14 protein-coding genes are annotated in these 14,062 nt (G+C 65.8%); 9 read left to right on the top strand and 5 right to left on the bottom strand.

Translation table 11 applies throughout. The annotated features are described in order from the left end of the window. Positions 1–101: 101 nt before the first annotated feature. Positions 102–1,130 carry a beta-ketoacyl-ACP synthase III gene (locus ACQP2U_RS38880; RefSeq protein ID WP_433712143.1) on the bottom strand — a complete coding sequence of 343 codons (1,029 nt, stop codon included), beginning with the start codon at positions 1,128–1,130 and terminating at the stop codon, positions 102–104. Positions 1,131–1,353: 223 nt separating this feature from the next. Here ACQP2U_RS38880 and ACQP2U_RS38875 point away from each other — a divergent pair, with 223 nt between their 5' ends. The 6 genes from ACQP2U_RS38875 to ACQP2U_RS38850 all read left to right on the top strand — a co-directional run bounded on the left by ACQP2U_RS38875 (position 1,354) and on the right by ACQP2U_RS38850 (position 5,735). Then, a complete protein-coding gene (locus ACQP2U_RS38875) occupies positions 1,354–1,626 on the top strand; it encodes a GlsB/YeaQ/YmgE family stress response membrane protein (RefSeq protein WP_364353653.1) in 273 nt (90 codons plus the stop codon). Between the two features lie 182 nt (positions 1,627–1,808). Next, positions 1,809–2,531, top strand: coding sequence for a phosphatidylserine decarboxylase (locus tag ACQP2U_RS38870; RefSeq protein ID WP_433712142.1), 723 nt, complete (start codon positions 1,809–1,811; stop codon positions 2,529–2,531). Then, positions 2,528–3,430 carry a CDP-alcohol phosphatidyltransferase family protein gene (locus ACQP2U_RS38865; RefSeq protein ID WP_397033729.1) on the top strand — a complete coding sequence of 301 codons (903 nt, stop codon included), beginning with the start codon at positions 2,528–2,530 and terminating at the stop codon, positions 3,428–3,430. Before ACQP2U_RS38870 ends, ACQP2U_RS38865 begins: the two co-directional genes overlap by 4 nt. A 63-nt stretch (positions 3,431–3,493) precedes the next feature. Further along, on the top strand, positions 3,494–4,534 hold the full coding sequence (locus ACQP2U_RS38860) for an RNA polymerase sigma-70 factor (RefSeq protein WP_433712141.1): 1,041 nt from the start codon (positions 3,494–3,496) through the stop codon (positions 4,532–4,534). Positions 4,535–4,587: 53 nt separating this feature from the next. After that, positions 4,588–4,767, top strand: a complete 180-nt coding sequence (locus tag ACQP2U_RS38855) for an NAD(P)-binding protein (protein ID WP_433712140.1) — start codon at positions 4,588–4,590, stop codon at positions 4,765–4,767. Between the two features lie 230 nt (positions 4,768–4,997). Then, entirely contained in the window at positions 4,998–5,735 is a 738-nt protein-coding gene (locus ACQP2U_RS38850; RefSeq protein ID WP_433712139.1) for a Clp protease N-terminal domain-containing protein, read from the top strand. A gap of 180 nt (positions 5,736–5,915) precedes the next feature. Here ACQP2U_RS38850 and ACQP2U_RS38845 read toward each other — a convergent pair whose 3' ends face one another. Both ACQP2U_RS38845 and ACQP2U_RS38840 read right to left on the bottom strand, forming a co-directional pair. After that, complete coding sequence (locus ACQP2U_RS38845; protein ID WP_433712138.1) at positions 5,916–7,973, bottom strand: NAD(+) synthase; 2,058 nt, start codon at positions 7,971–7,973, stop codon at positions 5,916–5,918. 43 nt (positions 7,974–8,016) lie between these two features. Then, on the bottom strand, positions 8,017–8,691 hold the full coding sequence (locus ACQP2U_RS38840; RefSeq protein WP_433712137.1) for a suppressor of fused domain protein: 675 nt from the start codon (positions 8,689–8,691) through the stop codon (positions 8,017–8,019). Positions 8,692–8,851: 160 nt separating this feature from the next. Between ACQP2U_RS38840 and ACQP2U_RS38835 the strand changes: the two genes are divergently transcribed. Together ACQP2U_RS38835 and groL are read left to right on the top strand one after the other, a co-directional pair. Continuing rightward, positions 8,852–9,151 (top strand): hypothetical protein, encoded by a 300-nt coding sequence (locus ACQP2U_RS38835; protein ID WP_397033719.1) that lies wholly within the window; start codon positions 8,852–8,854, stop codon positions 9,149–9,151. 213 nt (positions 9,152–9,364) lie between these two features. Further along, complete coding sequence (gene groL / locus ACQP2U_RS38830) at positions 9,365–10,990, top strand: chaperonin GroEL (protein ID WP_062983560.1); 1,626 nt, start codon at positions 9,365–9,367, stop codon at positions 10,988–10,990. Positions 10,991–11,186: 196 nt separating this feature from the next. On the opposite strand, the gene ACQP2U_RS38825 is transcribed toward groL, so the two are convergent. Then, on the bottom strand, positions 11,187–12,245 hold the full coding sequence (locus tag ACQP2U_RS38825) for a DUF6585 family protein (protein ID WP_433712135.1): 1,059 nt from the start codon (positions 12,243–12,245) through the stop codon (positions 11,187–11,189). Positions 12,246–12,463: 218 nt separating this feature from the next. Beyond that, on the bottom strand, positions 12,464–13,456 hold the full coding sequence (locus ACQP2U_RS38820; protein ID WP_433712133.1) for an SMP-30/gluconolactonase/LRE family protein: 993 nt from the start codon (positions 13,454–13,456) through the stop codon (positions 12,464–12,466). A gap of 123 nt (positions 13,457–13,579) precedes the next feature. On the opposite strand from ACQP2U_RS38820, the gene ACQP2U_RS38815 reads away from it, so the two are divergent. Then, positions 13,580–14,038, top strand: a complete 459-nt coding sequence (locus ACQP2U_RS38815) for a MarR family winged helix-turn-helix transcriptional regulator (RefSeq protein ID WP_433712132.1) — start codon at positions 13,580–13,582, stop codon at positions 14,036–14,038. Positions 14,039–14,062 lie beyond the last annotated feature (24 nt).

Here is a 14,062-nt window from a genome sequence, read left to right as displayed (position 1 = left end):
CGCCGCGTCCCAACCACGAAGGTATGCGAGAAGTAGCTCCCTGGCAGGTCGACTCGATCATTCGTGCCAGCTGGGAAGGGGCACCCGCCGGTGAAGGTGGGTTACTGCCAGTTGGGCAGCGTCACGACCTGCGCGGCGTAGGAAAGGCCCGCACCGAAGGCGATCAGCAGCGCGGTATCGCCCGGCTTCGACTCGCCCTTGCGCAGCAGCGCCTCCATGGCCAGCGGAATCGAGGCGGCCGAGGTATTTCCGGTCTCCTCGATATCGTTGGCGAGCGCGCAGTGCTCGGGCAGCTTGAGCACCCTGGCCATGATCTCGATGATCCGGCCGTTGGCCTGGTGCGGGATCATCGCGTCCAGGTCGTCGGTGGATAGGCCCGCGCGATCAATGGCATCGCGGCAGACCTTCTCCAAGGAATGCGCGGCCCAGCGGAACACCGCCGTACCCTCCATGGCGAGGTAGGGCCGTACCGCGTCCAGGCCCTTTTCCTCGATTTCGGCGAAGAATTCCATCCAGTCCTTGTCCTGGCGGATCGCGTGGTGCTGCGTGCCGTCCGACCCCCAGACCGTGGGTCCAATGCGCTGCTCCTCGGACGGTCCGACCACGACCGCGCCCGCGCCGTCGGCGAACAGGAAGGCGGTCGCGCGGTCCTTCGGATTGACGGTGTTGGTCAATTTCTCCACGCCGATCACCAGCACATGTCCGGCGGTTCCGGCGCGAACGAGATCCGAGGCGAGCGCGAGCGCGTGACAGAAGCCCGCGCATCCGGCCGAAATATCGAACGCCGCCGTGCCGTTCATGCCCAGTTCGGTCGCGATCTGCGGCGCGGCCGCCGGAGTCAGCAAGAGGTGGGTGGAGGTGGCGACGATGACGCAGTCGACCTGATCGACCTCGACTCCCGCGGATTCGAGCGCGCCGCGAGAGGCCGCGACGCTCATGCTCTGAATCGTCTCCTCCTCCGAGGCGAAGCGCCGCGTTTTGATTCCGGAACGGGTGCGGATCCACTCGTCGCTCGAGTCGATGGGTCCGGCGACCTCGTCGTTGGTGACGATTCGAGCGGGGCGGTAAACGCCGAGCCCGAGGATCGCCGTGTGCTCAGCCCCTGTTGTCTGGGCGATTCGAGCAGCCATGATGCGTCTCCTATGTACCTGCGGCGGCGCCGCCGGGTTGTACCCCGAAAGCAACGAAATGAGTCCCTCATCGGCCGGCCGCCTACGTCACCGTAGACATGAGGCCCCCTCATATTAGCCCGAGTTGGGCACGTTGGGCGTGCGTATTCTCACATTTGGCGGGTATATCCACGAAGCACGCCCTGTGGTGCGGCGCTGCTCCAACTAGTGATTCGAGGTCACCATGCTCGGACTCGGGATTATCGGGTGGATCATCATCGGAGGTCTGGCCGGCTGGATTGCCAGCAAGATCATGAAGACGGATGCGCAACAAGGCATTCTCCTCAACATCGTGGTCGGCGTGGTCGGCGGCCTCCTAGGTGGATTCCTACTCAAGGTGCTCGGCGTGGATGTCGAGGGCGGCGGACTATGGTTCAGCTTCTTCACCTGCCTTGGTGGCGCGGTGATTCTGCTGTTCCTCGTGCGCTTGTTCACCGGGCGAAAAGCCATGAGCTGACCGCTGTGTCGCCAGGTGCGGCGTTTGCGGGCCCTACGGGCCCTACGTGGGCTACCAGGCTCCCGCGGGCCTGACGCAAACGCCGCCGTGCCACAGACTCGGTTCCCGTAAGGTGTGAACGCTTGCGCCGACCTATCGTTGAGGGGCGCAAACCGTCTGCATCGAGCACGAAAGAGGAGCCTGTGGCACGCCGTCCCACCCCGCCCGGCACGCCCGAAACGACCGGAGTCGGCCATGTCGTCGATCTGGTCCGGGCCGCGATTCCCCCACTGCATCCCGCCGGGCTGCCCTTCGTCGCGGCACCGCTCGCGGTGGCGGTCATCGGGGGCAAGCGCAAGTGGGTGCGCCGTACGGGCCTGTTTGCCGCTGCGGCCTGCGCGACCTTCTTCCGGCATCCGAACCGGGTGCCGCCGAATCGGGCGGGCGTGGTCGTCGCACCGGCCGATGGTGAGATCGCCCTGGTCGATACCGCGACGCCGCCCGCCGAACTCGGCCTCGGCGATGCGCCGCTGCCGCGCGTGAGCATCTTCCTTTCAGTGCTCGATGTGCACGTGCAGCGCACACCCATTTCCGGCACCGTGCGTACCGTGCTGCACCAGTCCGGTCAGTTCCGTTCGGCGGATCTGCCCGAGGCCAGTGCGGTGAACGAGCGCAACAGCATGGTCATCGATACCCCCGGTGGCGCGCAGCTCGTGGTCGTACAGATCGCGGGCCTGCTGGCGCGGCGCATCGTCTGCGACGCGCAGGTCGGTGACAAACTGACCATTGGCGACACCTACGGCCTGATCCGTTTCGGGTCCCGAGTCGACACATACTTCCCGGCGGGTACCGAATTACTCGTCGAACCCGGACAGCGCACGATCGGGGGCGAGACCGTGCTGGCCGTACTTGCCACCGACTCATGATGGAGCAGGCCCTGCCGACACCACAGCGAAGGCGCCGCAGCATCCGGCTGTTGCCGAGCATCGTGACAATCCTGGCGCTGTGCGCCGGATTGTCCGCGGTGAAGTTCGCCTTGGACGACAAGCTCGACATCTCCTTGGCGATGGTCGGCGCGGCGGCCGTACTGGACACCCTCGACGGTCGGCTGGCCAGAATGCTCGACGCCACCACCAAGATCGGCGCCGAACTCGATTCGCTCTCCGACGCCATCTCCTTCGGTGTCGCGCCCGGTCTGGTGCTCTACATCGCGCTGCTGGACAGCAATAGCGCGGGCTGGATCATCGCGCTGGTTTTCGCGGTGAGCATCGTGCTGCGCCTGGCCAGGTTCAACACCCTGCTCGACGACGACACTCGACCGGAATGGTCGCGCGAGTACTTCGTCGGCGTCCCCGCCCCGGCAGCGGCGCTGATCGCGCTGGTGCCGATCGGGCTGTACGTGCAGTTCGGTGATGGCTGGTGGGTCGGCTATTACGAGGTCGCGGCCTGGACGATCTTCGCGGCGGCCTTGGCGGTCAGCACGATTCCGACGCTGGCCATGAAGTCGGTATCGGTGGCGCCGCAGGCCGCGGCCGGACTGCTGGTGTTGACCGCGCTCGCGGCGGCGGCGCTGGTCACCTATCCGATCGTGCTGCTGTTGGTGCTGGTCGCGCTGTATCTCGGACATATCCCGTTCGCCTGGCATTCGCAGCGCTGGGTCGCCGCGCGTCCGGAAACCTGGCAGCACAAGCCATCCGAACGGCGGGCCCAGCGGCGGGCGCAGCGGCGACGGCCCGCACTGCGGCGTCCGGCGATCCGCGGGGCGAGCCGGCTGCGGCTGCGCAGTCCGGGCAAGGAACGTCGGGTGGACGACCTGCAACTCTGAGCCGTTGCGGTTCGCCAGGTATTCCTTAAGGAATCATCTAGGTGCCGCGGGAATGCTGCGGTTATGAGCGGCGTTGCGGCACTTGGTGGTTTGGGATTCTGGGGATTCGACCTCGGTCGGGTTTTCGGTGGCGAGCCGACCATCGGATCGGCGGGCGAACTCTCGAAGGCCGGGAGGTTCGCGACCGGTACCGTCATCTTCGGCGGCCGAGCACGGAAGAAGGTGGCGGTGGAACCGGACGGACTGCGCGAATTCCAGGCGCATCGCCCGCGCCTGTTCGCGCTCGCCTATCGGATGCTCGGCTCCGCGACCGAGGCCGAGGACGCGGTGCAGGAGACCTACCTGCGCTGGGACGGCACCGACCGCTGCACGATTCGCTCTGCCGAGGCGTGGTTGACCACCACGGTCGTGAATCTCTGCCGCACCTGGCTGGTTTCGGCGCGGGCCCGCCGCGAAACCTATGTCGGCCCCTGGTTGCCCGAGCCGGTGCCGACCGCGCGCGGTGAGCTCGGACCGCTCGAGACAGTGGAGGAGCGCGAGCTGGTATCGCTGGCGCTGCTGACGGCATTGGAACCGCTGAGCCCGATCGAGCGGGCGGTTTTCGTACTGCGCGAGGCGTTCGGATATGCCCACCGGGAGATCGCGGACATGCTCGCGGTATCCGAGGCCAATTCGCAGCAGATTTTCCGCCGGGCCGGTATCCGGGTGCGCGAGGGGCGACCGCGCTTCGATGTTCCGGCCGATCAGGCCCGTGAACTAATCGAACGCTTCCTGAAGGCGGCGCGGATCGGCGATATCGAGGCGTTGGAGCGGATGCTCGCGGACGATGTCGTCTCGACCGCGGATGGCGGCGGTCAGGTCACCGCGGCGCGGCGGCCGGTTGTCGGGGCTCCCGCGGTCGCGCGGTATGTGGCCGGACTGTTCCGCTGGGAAGTGCCGGGGATGGTGATGGCGCTGGAGGAGATCAACGGCGCGCTCGCGGTCGTCGTCCGGTTGGCGGGCGAGCCCGCACTCGTTGTCGGCGTGGACACCCTCGACGATGCGGTGACCGCGCTGCGCTTGATCGTCAATCCGGAGAAGCTGACCCGTATCGGGCGGGAGTGACGCGGGTCATTATCCGAGGCTGTCATGGATCGCGGGGCTGTCCAGTCCGAGGGGTGTCGGCCGATCGAAAGGTAGGGCCACATCATGACGGACAGCATCGAATCGTCGTTCTGGGCGCCGGATACGCGGGGTTGGCGGCGGCCCGCAGGTTGGCGCGCACCGCCCGCGACGCCCATATCACCGTTGTCGACGCCCGGGCGAGCTTCATCGAACGGGTGCGGTTGCACCAATAGGGTGCGGGGCAGTCGATTCCGGAATGGGATCCGCGAGAGAGTCTCGGTCGCCGCGATGGCGTCATCCAGTTTCTGCACGCGGACGACTCGCCGGGACGGACCGTGCTCACCGGGCGGACGGCGGCCTGGGTCAAGGAGCGGATCGGTGCGTGGCGCGGCCGGAGCGGCGCGTCCCTAACTATCGTCAACTAGTGGTTGACGAAGCCGAATCGTCAACTTATGGTTGACGCATGACAATCAACGTACGACTCGACGACCTGATCGAGGGCATCAAAAAGGCACGTCCGGACAATGTGCTCGACCAACTCTCCGATGCCGTGGTCACGGCCGGGCATTTCGGCGAAGTGGCCGATCATCTGATCGGTCACTTCGTGGATCAGGCCCGCCGCTCCGGCGCCTCGTGGACCGATATCGGCGCGAGCATGGGTGTCACCAAACAGGCGGCGCAGAAGCGGTTCGTGCCGAAGGGGCCTGGTGATCCGGCGGAGGCCGCGGCCATGGATCCCAGTGCGGGTTTCGCGAAGTTCACCCCGCGCGCACGGCAGATTGTGGTGGCCTCCCAGGAGGCGGCGCGCAACTCCGGTCATCCGGAGATCGCCGTCGGGCATCTGGTGCTTGCCCTGCTGTCCCAATCGGAAGGCCTCGGCGCCAGGGAGATCGTCGCCCAAGGGGTGGAACTCGACGCGGTCCGGGATGCGGCGACAGCCGCCATCGCCCAAAAACCCGCCGACCCGGCGAATCTGCCCGCACTCATTCCGTTCGGGCCCGAGACCAAGAAGGTGCTGGAACTGACCTTCCGTGAGGCACTTCGCTTGGGACACAACTACATCGGGACCGAGCATGTTCTGCTCGCACTGCTCGAACAGGAGAACGGTTCTGGGATCCTGTCCGAGCTCGGCGTCGATAAGGCGAAAGCCGAAGCCGAGCTGGCCGAACTGCTGTCGGTGATCGCCGCCGAGAAGTCATGAACGCCTGGGCCGCGTTCGTCGCCGGACGACGTGGAATTGCCTGGATGGTCCTCGGCATCCGATGCGCACACGCGGCCAGGGCACGGCAGCGGCGGGCCATCCGATCGCGGGGGACGTCGGCGCCGCGCGGCTCACGGATACCGCTCGAATACCGTGAGCCCGTTGCGGCGTGACGGCGGTTCAGTGCGGTGGCACGTTGCGGGCGAGTTCGTCCAACCAGGCGGCGGCGGAGGCATCGCTCGGCGCACGCCAGTCGCCGCGGGGTGAAAGTGAGCCGCCCGAACCGACTTTCGGGGCATTGGGCAGGGTGGAGCGCTTGAACTGGCTGGTCTGGATGAAGCGGCGCAGGAATTCGGCCAGCCAGTGTTTGATGGTCGGAAGGTCGTAGGCGTTGCGCTGGTCGGCCGGAATGAGGTCCGGCCAGCTGCCACGGTCGCGCTCGGACCAAGCGTGTCGAGCCAGATAGGCGACTCGGCTCGGGCGATAGCCGAAGCGCAGCAGGTAGTAGAGGTGGAAGTCCTGCAGTTCATAGGGGCCGACGGTGGCCTCGGAGCTCTGGCCCGGGGTGGTCGAATCGTGGCTGGGCACCAGCTCCGGCGAGATCTCGGTCTGCAGGATCGATGAGAGCACCCGGCCTGCCTCGGGGCCGAACTGATGGGTGTCGACCGCCCAGGCGATCAGATATTTGATCAGTGTTTTGGGGACGGAGGCGTTCACGCTGTAATGCGCCATATGGTCGCCGACGCCGAAAGTGCACCAGCCCAGTGCGAGTTCACTGAGATCGCCGGTGCCGACCACGAGTGCGTTGTGCTGGTTGGCGAGGCGGAACAGATGCGAGGTGCGCTCACCTGCCTGCACATTCTCGTAGGTCACGTCGTACTGCGGAATACCTTCGGCGGCAGGGTGATTCAGGTCGCGCAGCATCTGGGTCGCGGACGGCCGGATATCGATCTCCTGCGCGGTCACGCCGAGCGCGTCCATCAGCGCGTGCGCGTCGGTGCGGGTTCGGGAGCTGGTCGCGAAGCCGGGCATGGTGTAGGCCAGCACATTCGTGCGCGGCAGTCCGAGCCGGTCCATGGTTTTGGCCGCGACGATCAGCGCCTGGGTGGAGTCCAATCCGCCGGAGACGCCGATGACCAACCGCTGACTGCCGGTCGCGCGCAACCGGGTACTCAGGCCCTCGACCTGGATGTGATGTACCTCGGCACAGCGTTCGTTGCGGGCGGCCGCATCGCTGGGAACATAGGGGAAGCGCTGGATTTCGCGGCGCAGGGCGATGGCGTTCGCCGGAACCGGCAACTGCACCTCGATGCGCCGCATTCGCATCAGGCGATCGCGGTGATCATGCACATTGTCGGCGAAACTGGTGGTGCGGATGCGGTCCGCGGCCAGCCGCTGCAGATCGAGATCGGCGGTGATCAACTGGGGATGGTCGCAAAACCGCTCGCCCTCGGCGAGCAGGTCGCCGTTCTCACATACCAGTGCCTGCCCGTCCCAGGCCATATCGGTGGTCGATTCACCATGTCCCGCAGCCGAATACAGATATGCGGCCAGATACCGTGCGGAATGCGAGGTGCACAGCGCGCGCCGGTAGTCGGCCTTGCCGATGACGATATTGCTCGCCGACAGATTGACCAGCACGGTCGCACCGGCCAGCGCGGCATATCCGCTGGGCGGCAACGGAACCCAGCCGTCTTCACAGATCTCCAGGTGGAATACGAAGCCGTCGAGATTGGTCGCGGTGAACAACAGGTCGGAACCGAACGGCACACGCTGACCCGCGATCGTGATGTGGTCGTCCAATGTCTCGCGCCCCGCCGCGAACTGGCGCTTCTCGTAGAACTCGCGATAGTTCGGCAGATAGCTCTTCGGCGCGGCCCCGAGTACTTTGCCGCGGCAAACCGCGATTCCGCAGTTGAAAAGCCGACCCTGGGTCCGCACCGGCGCACCGACCAATAGCACCGTGTCGATTTCCGTGCTCGCCGCGACTATCCGCTCGATCGCCGCGCCGACCGCATCATCGAGCGCATCCTGGTGGAACAGATCGTCGGCGGTGTAGCTGGCGAGTCCGAGTTCGGGAAACACCGTCAGCACAACGCCGTCGGCGGCCGCTTGCCGGGCGAGCTCGAGTGTCTGCTCGACATTGAACGCGGGATCGGCCACGCGGATCCGCGGCACCGCGACCGCCACCCGTGCGAACCCATGCCGATAGAGCGAATCGAACGGCAGTGCGGGCACGGGCTTCCCCTTTCGGGATGGTTGATCTTCCTCCGCTTCGAAACTACGCCCGCCCACGCAGCCCGCCGCCCCAGCGCGGCCATTTCGCCTTGGTCTTCGGCTCCTCCATCAGCGGTCCGCGCCCGATATCGGTGACCAACAGCGGCAGCCGTGGCGCGAGTTCGTCGAGCACGGCCTGGGTGTGCCCGCCCTGCGCGGTCCGGTACTCCGGCATGGTCAGGCCGACGATCTGGAGGAACTGCACGCGCCCGTGTGGTGTGTCTATGGTGCCGAGCTCCGGGTCGGCGGTGAAGGCAACGGCCTGGATATCCGAATCCGGATGGTCCGCCGCGATGGGGCCGTTGGGCTTGATGGTGTGGCCGGGTTCGAACCAATTCCCGGACTGGAACACATACCGGGCCAGATTCTGCAGGAAGTTCGCGGGCCAGACCGGCGGCTTCTCATCGGCCGGGGCGCGCAGCAGCCGGAAGGTGAATTCGAATCCCCAGCCCGATTCGTCCGGGTTATCCCATTCCTTCTCGTACAGCTCGGTCATGCCATAGCTGATGTAGTGCCAGTGCGGGACCGGTTCGGTGCGCGGATAAGCGCTGATGCCGTCCAGTGGATCGGGCCCGCCGAGCGACCAGGGGACGCCCGTCCCCCAATGGCTGGGTGCGGTGTCGTGGTACAGCTGTTCCAACGCCGCGTCGATAGCGTTCCAGCCGGGACTTTCACTCACCTGGACACCATAAGGTCGGCGTCGATCATGCGTCGCGCCACACGGATAGTCATTGGCGGGCAGCCCTTTGCTGGTCGCGCGATCCGGGTCGGCGCCGCGGGTTCCGGACTGGGCGGCCTGTCGGGAAAGGGCTGCTCCGCCGCACCGGTAAGCTATAGCAATGGCGGATGACACGGATTCCGACCTGGTTGCGGGGGAACGACGCGCTGATCTCGAGCGCGCGCTGACCTATGTCTCCACCGAGTCGCAGCCCGACGGCAGCTACATCATCAACGGCGACCTGCCGCCCGATGTCGCGCCACCGTTCATTCGGGCGATCATGCGGGTGGAGGCGGAGTTGCTGCTGAACGACGCGGAACTCGTAACGGTCGATGAGGGTGAACCACGCACGCCCGAGGAGCGCCGGGCCGATGCGTTCGTGGCATTGATACTCCGGGTGGACGACCGCAGCTCGGCCTGAGCTGCGCGGCGGACCTTGCACTCGATACCCCTGAGTGCTAAAAAGGGCTTGGCACTCTCGACGTGTGAGTGCCAGGTCGGGACGGTGAGACCGGGTTCCATCGACACCCTCGGTCGTCCGTCGCGGGCACCGAACCTGGCCAGCGTAAATGGGGCGATCCAACCTGCGATCGTCCTGTGTGTCAGCCATATACATGTGGAGGATCTCAACGCAATGGCCAAGACAATTGCGTACGACGAAGAGGCCCGTCGCGGCCTCGAGCGGGGCCTCAACGCCCTCGCCGACGCGGTCAAGGTGACGCTGGGGCCCAAGGGTCGCAACGTTGTCCTGGAGAAGAAGTGGGGCGCCCCCACGATCACCAACGATGGTGTTTCCATCGCCAAGGAGATCGAACTGGAGGACCCGTACGAGAAGATCGGCGCCGAGCTGGTCAAGGAAGTCGCCAAGAAGACCGACGACGTCGCGGGCGACGGCACCACCACCGCTACCGTGCTCGCCCAGGCGCTCGTACGTGAGGGTCTGCGCAACGTGGCGGCCGGCGCCAACCCTCTCGGCCTCAAGCGCGGCATCGAGAAGGCCGTCGAGGCCGTCACCACCAAGCTCCTCGCCACCGCCAAGGAGATCGACACCAAGGAGCAGATCGCTGCTACCGCTGGTATCTCCGCGGGCGACTCGTCCATCGGTGAGCTCATCGCCGAGGCCATGGACAAGGTCGGCAAGGAAGGCGTCATCACCGTCGAGGAGAGCAACACCTTCGGGCTCCAGCTGGAGCTCACCGAGGGTATGCGCTTCGACAAGGGCTACATCTCCGGTTACTTCGTGACCGACCCGGAGCGTCAGGAAGCGGTCCTCGAGGACCCGTACATCCTGCTCGTCGGTTCCAAGGTTTCCACCGTCAAGGACCTGCTGCCGCTGCTGGAGAAGGTCATCCAGGCCGGTAAGCCGCTGCTGATCATCGCCGAGGACGTCGAGGGCGAGGCCCTGTCGACCCTGGTCGTGAACAAGATCCGCGGCACCTTCAAGTCCGTTGCCGTCAAGGCGCCGGGCTTCGGTGACCGTCGCAAGGCGCAGCTCGCCGATATCGCCATCCTGACCGGTGGCGAGGTCATCAGCGAAGAGGTCGGTCTGTCCCTGGAGACCGCCGGCATCGAGCTGCTCGGCCAGGCCCGCAAGGTCGTCATCACCAAGGACGAGACCACCATCGTCGAGGGCGCGGGTGACGCGGAGGCCATCAAGGGCCGCGTCGCGCAGATCCGCACCGAGATCGAGAACTCGGACTCGGACTACGACCGGGAGAAGCTGCAGGAGCGTCTGGCCAAGCTGGCCGGCGGTGTTGCGGTGATCAAGGCCGGTGCCGCGACCGAGGTCGAGCTCAAGGAGCGCAAGCACCGCATCGAGGATGCCGTGCGCAACGCCAAGGCCGCCGTCGAGGAGGGCATCGTCGCCGGTGGTGGCGTGGCTCTGCTGCAGTCGGCTCCGGCCCTGGACGACCTGAAGCTCACCGGTGACGAGGCGACCGGCGCGAACATCGTGCGCGTCGCGCTGTCGGCTCCGCTGAAGCAGATCGCCTTCAACGCGGGCCTCGAGCCCGGCGTTGTCGCCGAGAAGGTCTCGAACCTGCCGGCGGGTCACGGCCTGAACGCCGACTCGGGCGAGTACCAGGACCTGCTGGCCGCTGGTGTCGCCGACCCGGTCAAGGTCACCCGTTCGGCCCTGCAGAACGCGGCCTCCATCGCGGCCCTGTTCCTCACCACCGAGGCCGTTGTCGCCGACAAGCCGGAGAAGGCCGCCGCTCCCGCCGGCGACCCGACCGGTGGCATGGGCGGTATGGACTTCTGAGTCCCGCCTCCCACTTCTAGACCCGAAGGCCGGTCCACCATTGGTGGACCGGCCTTCGGTCTATTTTGGTCTGGTGGGTTTTCAAGGGGCGCAATGGGTTTGCTATCGATTGTGCGTCGGCCGTTATCGGAGGGGAGATTTCGGTATCACGGCTTTGCTGATCGAGCGGGTTGAACGGAATGTCGAAGCGAGTGGGTCAAAGCTTTGTAGCGACTGATTCGGTGGAAGTTGTTGGGGCGGGGGTTATTTCGATGCTGCGATCGGCTGTTTTGGTGGTGCCGTTGGTCGCTGGGGTTGGGGATTCGATTCGTTGATCGGCGGTTGCCGCGGGGGCACTGTCGACCATCGGATCCGCGTCGAGACCCGGCGTGCGTGGATCGGATTCGGCGGCGGCCGGTGTGATGGTGCGCAGTTCGGGTTCCGCTGGTTCGATCGCGGCTGATTCGGCGGCGGATTCTGCTGCGGCGGCCAGGCGTAGGCGTTCGGCGAGCTCGTTGAAGATATAGAAGTTGGGGATCTGGCCGACGGGGGTGAGCGAGACCCAGTTGCCGTCTACCTTCATGCGGACCAAACCGCTTCGGGCGTCGATCAATTGGATCTGTTCCCAGGCGTAGGCCCGGCTGCGGAAATAGAGTGCGGCCAGGTCGAGGGCGATTTCGCCGAAATGGACGGTCGCGCCGTCATCGATGGCGGCCACGGCGCGGGGGAGTTGGGCCAGGGTGACGGCCGACTGGATGGCCCTGCCCCATTCGCGCGCCTCGCCGAACAGGGTGTCGTCGAATGCGGCCTCGGCGCCGTCGGGGCCCGACATCCGCAGTGAGTACTCGGTGTGGGCGGAATTCTGGAAAGGGATGACCTGTTGGCGCACTTCGGCACTGTTCCAGCGGAATCCGGCCACCTGCTCCCCGGAGCGATACACGGTCATGCCGAATTCGAATAGGTCGAGCCGCGCCGTGCGGTGCCGACGATTGCGCCGCCCGCGAAAGAATGCCAATGACGTGGGCACCAGGGCGAGCAGACCGATCGCGAGCGCACCGGGATATGCCCCGACCGTCACACAGATAACTCCGACTGCCGCGAACCCGCCCGCGACGATCCCATAGCCGCGCACGAGGCTGTCGCTCGCCGGCGCCGGTAGAAACGTCTGTCGGTGCGTGCCGAGCTTCTGATATTCGGCCATCAGGTGGATCAGCTGCGACAGTGGAACCTTTTGTGGCCCGCCGGTTCCGACATCGCCATGGCTCGGAGTGGTCAATTGTCCCTCCATGAGGCGGTTTTCCTCCGCGGCGAAGCGTATGACACTCGCCCGAAGGTCGCCACCCCAGCCGCGTGCCCGGTTAGTCGGCCGAGCTTACGCCATCGCGACGACATACCCGCGATGGGTGCGGGCGTTTCGTCGTGATTTAGACCAAGTTGTCATGCCGCGAATAGGCCGATGGCCGGTCCGCTGAACGGATCGGCCACGCGGCGGTATCAGATTCCGTCGACCATCAGAACGGCGAAAGGCATGGTGGGGGTGCCGGGCCCCATCGGCCCGCCCTTATCGAATTGGGAAGAGACGACCAGTGTTCGATCACTGCTGCGCACCAATGTGGTGGGAATTCGCAGGGATTCATCGGTGACCTTGCGGTCCAGCTCGACGGTCGCGCCATCGTCGCTGATCTTCCAGCGGGTAATGGTGTTGCTGGAATTCTGGGCCGCCCACAGCGTGCTGCCGTGCAATTCCAGTCCGTCACCGTATTTCAGGTCGGCGCCGCGCATGGTCACCTTGCGAATCGAATCCGGCGAATTCGCCGCGGTCGCAACGCGATACAGCTCGCCCGAGTTCATATCCACGATCAACAGATAGCGGCCGGAATCGTCGGAGGCGATGCCGTTCAAGGTGAATGCGTCCGGCGCATGCGGGCTGATGGTGGTGCTCAGGTCGAATCGTACGGTCAGATCCGCCTTGCCGCCGTGGGCCGCGGTGACCTGCTCCGGGGTGACCCGGTAGACGACCGGTCGCAGGCTGTCGGTCAGGTACGCGCTGCCGTCCGGTGTGATGGCCAGATCATTGACCAGCCTCGGTCCAGTGTCGGCGATATCGAAGCGGGCGATCAGCGCACGGCTGCCGGTGTCGTACACCGCGACTCCGACCGTCGAATCGATAACCCACAGTCGCCCCGCCGCATCGACTTTCAGCCCATTGGCGGTCTTGCGGCCGTCGGCCCCCTCGGGCAGGAAGATTTCGGCCCGTGCCGCGCCGGGTGTCGCGCGGTAGACGGCGCCGTTGGCGTAGGAGCCGACGTAGGTGTCACCGGTGCGCGGATCGACCGCGATGCCCTCCGGATAGACCCGATCACCGGGCAGTTCGTAGGCGGTGCTGATGCGGATGGTCGGTTGGCTCACGGCCTCGGTCGCCGTGCCGCATGCCGCGACTGCGGTGCAGGCAATGGCGATGGCCATGGTCGAGATGGTGCGGAACATGCTCGCGGCTCCTGATAGTCGAACATCCAGATGCATTCACATCTTGAAACGTGCACTAATGTAGATTAGAGCTCTAATCGACATCAAGAGTCTAACGAGCAGACGGGCAGTTACCATGCGGATATGACGTCCATGCACTCCTCCGAGCGCCTCGGCTCGTATCTCAAGCGCGCCGAACAGGCCCTCAACTCGGCGAAGAGCGCGGCGCTCAAACCGGCGGGGCTCACCGTTCCTCAGTACGGGGCCTTGCTGTTCCTCATCGAAAACCCAGGCATCAATGCCGCCGCGCTGGCCCGGCTCTGCGGGGTGACCCCGCCGACCATGAATACGATCCTGACCAATCTCCAGGATCGCGGCCTCATCGAGCGCACCCCGCACGCCTGGCACAAGAACGTCCTGGAGACTCGGCTCACCGAAGCGGGCGCGGCGCTCGCGCAAGAGGCGGACGTGAGTGCTGTGCACGTGGAACGCGCGTTGGCCGACGAGTTCACCGAGGCCGAACACGCCGCGCTACGCGAACTGCTCACCCGCTGCGCCGACCTACTCGACTCCATTCGTCCCGAATCCGCGCCGAAAAAATAGCTCCCGAGAATCCGGGAGCTATTG

The sequence above is a fragment of the Nocardia sp. CA-084685 genome (assembly GCF_050955785.1).
GTDB lineage: Bacteria > Actinomycetota > Actinomycetes > Mycobacteriales > Mycobacteriaceae > Nocardia.
The sequence above is the reverse complement of the archived record's forward strand: the minus strand, read 5'-3'. Positions and strand labels throughout refer to the sequence as shown.

What these genes read in the sequence shown, in the direction of transcription:
- ACQP2U_RS38880 (WP_433712143.1), bottom strand. Translation starts at nt 1,130, where the DNA reads ATGGCTGCTCGAATCGCCCAGACAACAGGGGCTGAGCACACGGCGATC.
- ACQP2U_RS38865 (WP_397033729.1), top strand. Translation starts at nt 2,528, where the DNA reads ATGATGGAGCAGGCCCTGCCGACACCACAGCGAAGGCGCCGCAGCATC.
- ACQP2U_RS38835 (WP_397033719.1), top strand. Translation starts at nt 8,852, where the DNA reads ATGGCGGATGACACGGATTCCGACCTGGTTGCGGGGGAACGACGCGCT.
- ACQP2U_RS38860 (WP_433712141.1), top strand. Translation starts at nt 3,494, where the DNA reads ATGAGCGGCGTTGCGGCACTTGGTGGTTTGGGATTCTGGGGATTCGAC.
- groL (WP_062983560.1), top strand. Translation starts at nt 9,365, where the DNA reads ATGGCCAAGACAATTGCGTACGACGAAGAGGCCCGTCGCGGCCTCGAG.
- ACQP2U_RS38815 (WP_433712132.1), top strand. Translation starts at nt 13,580, where the DNA reads ATGACGTCCATGCACTCCTCCGAGCGCCTCGGCTCGTATCTCAAGCGC.
- ACQP2U_RS38820 (WP_433712133.1), bottom strand. Translation starts at nt 13,456, where the DNA reads ATGTTCCGCACCATCTCGACCATGGCCATCGCCATTGCCTGCACCGCA.
- ACQP2U_RS38850 (WP_433712139.1), top strand. Translation starts at nt 4,998, where the DNA reads ATGACAATCAACGTACGACTCGACGACCTGATCGAGGGCATCAAAAAG.
- ACQP2U_RS38875 (WP_364353653.1), top strand. Translation starts at nt 1,354, where the DNA reads ATGCTCGGACTCGGGATTATCGGGTGGATCATCATCGGAGGTCTGGCC.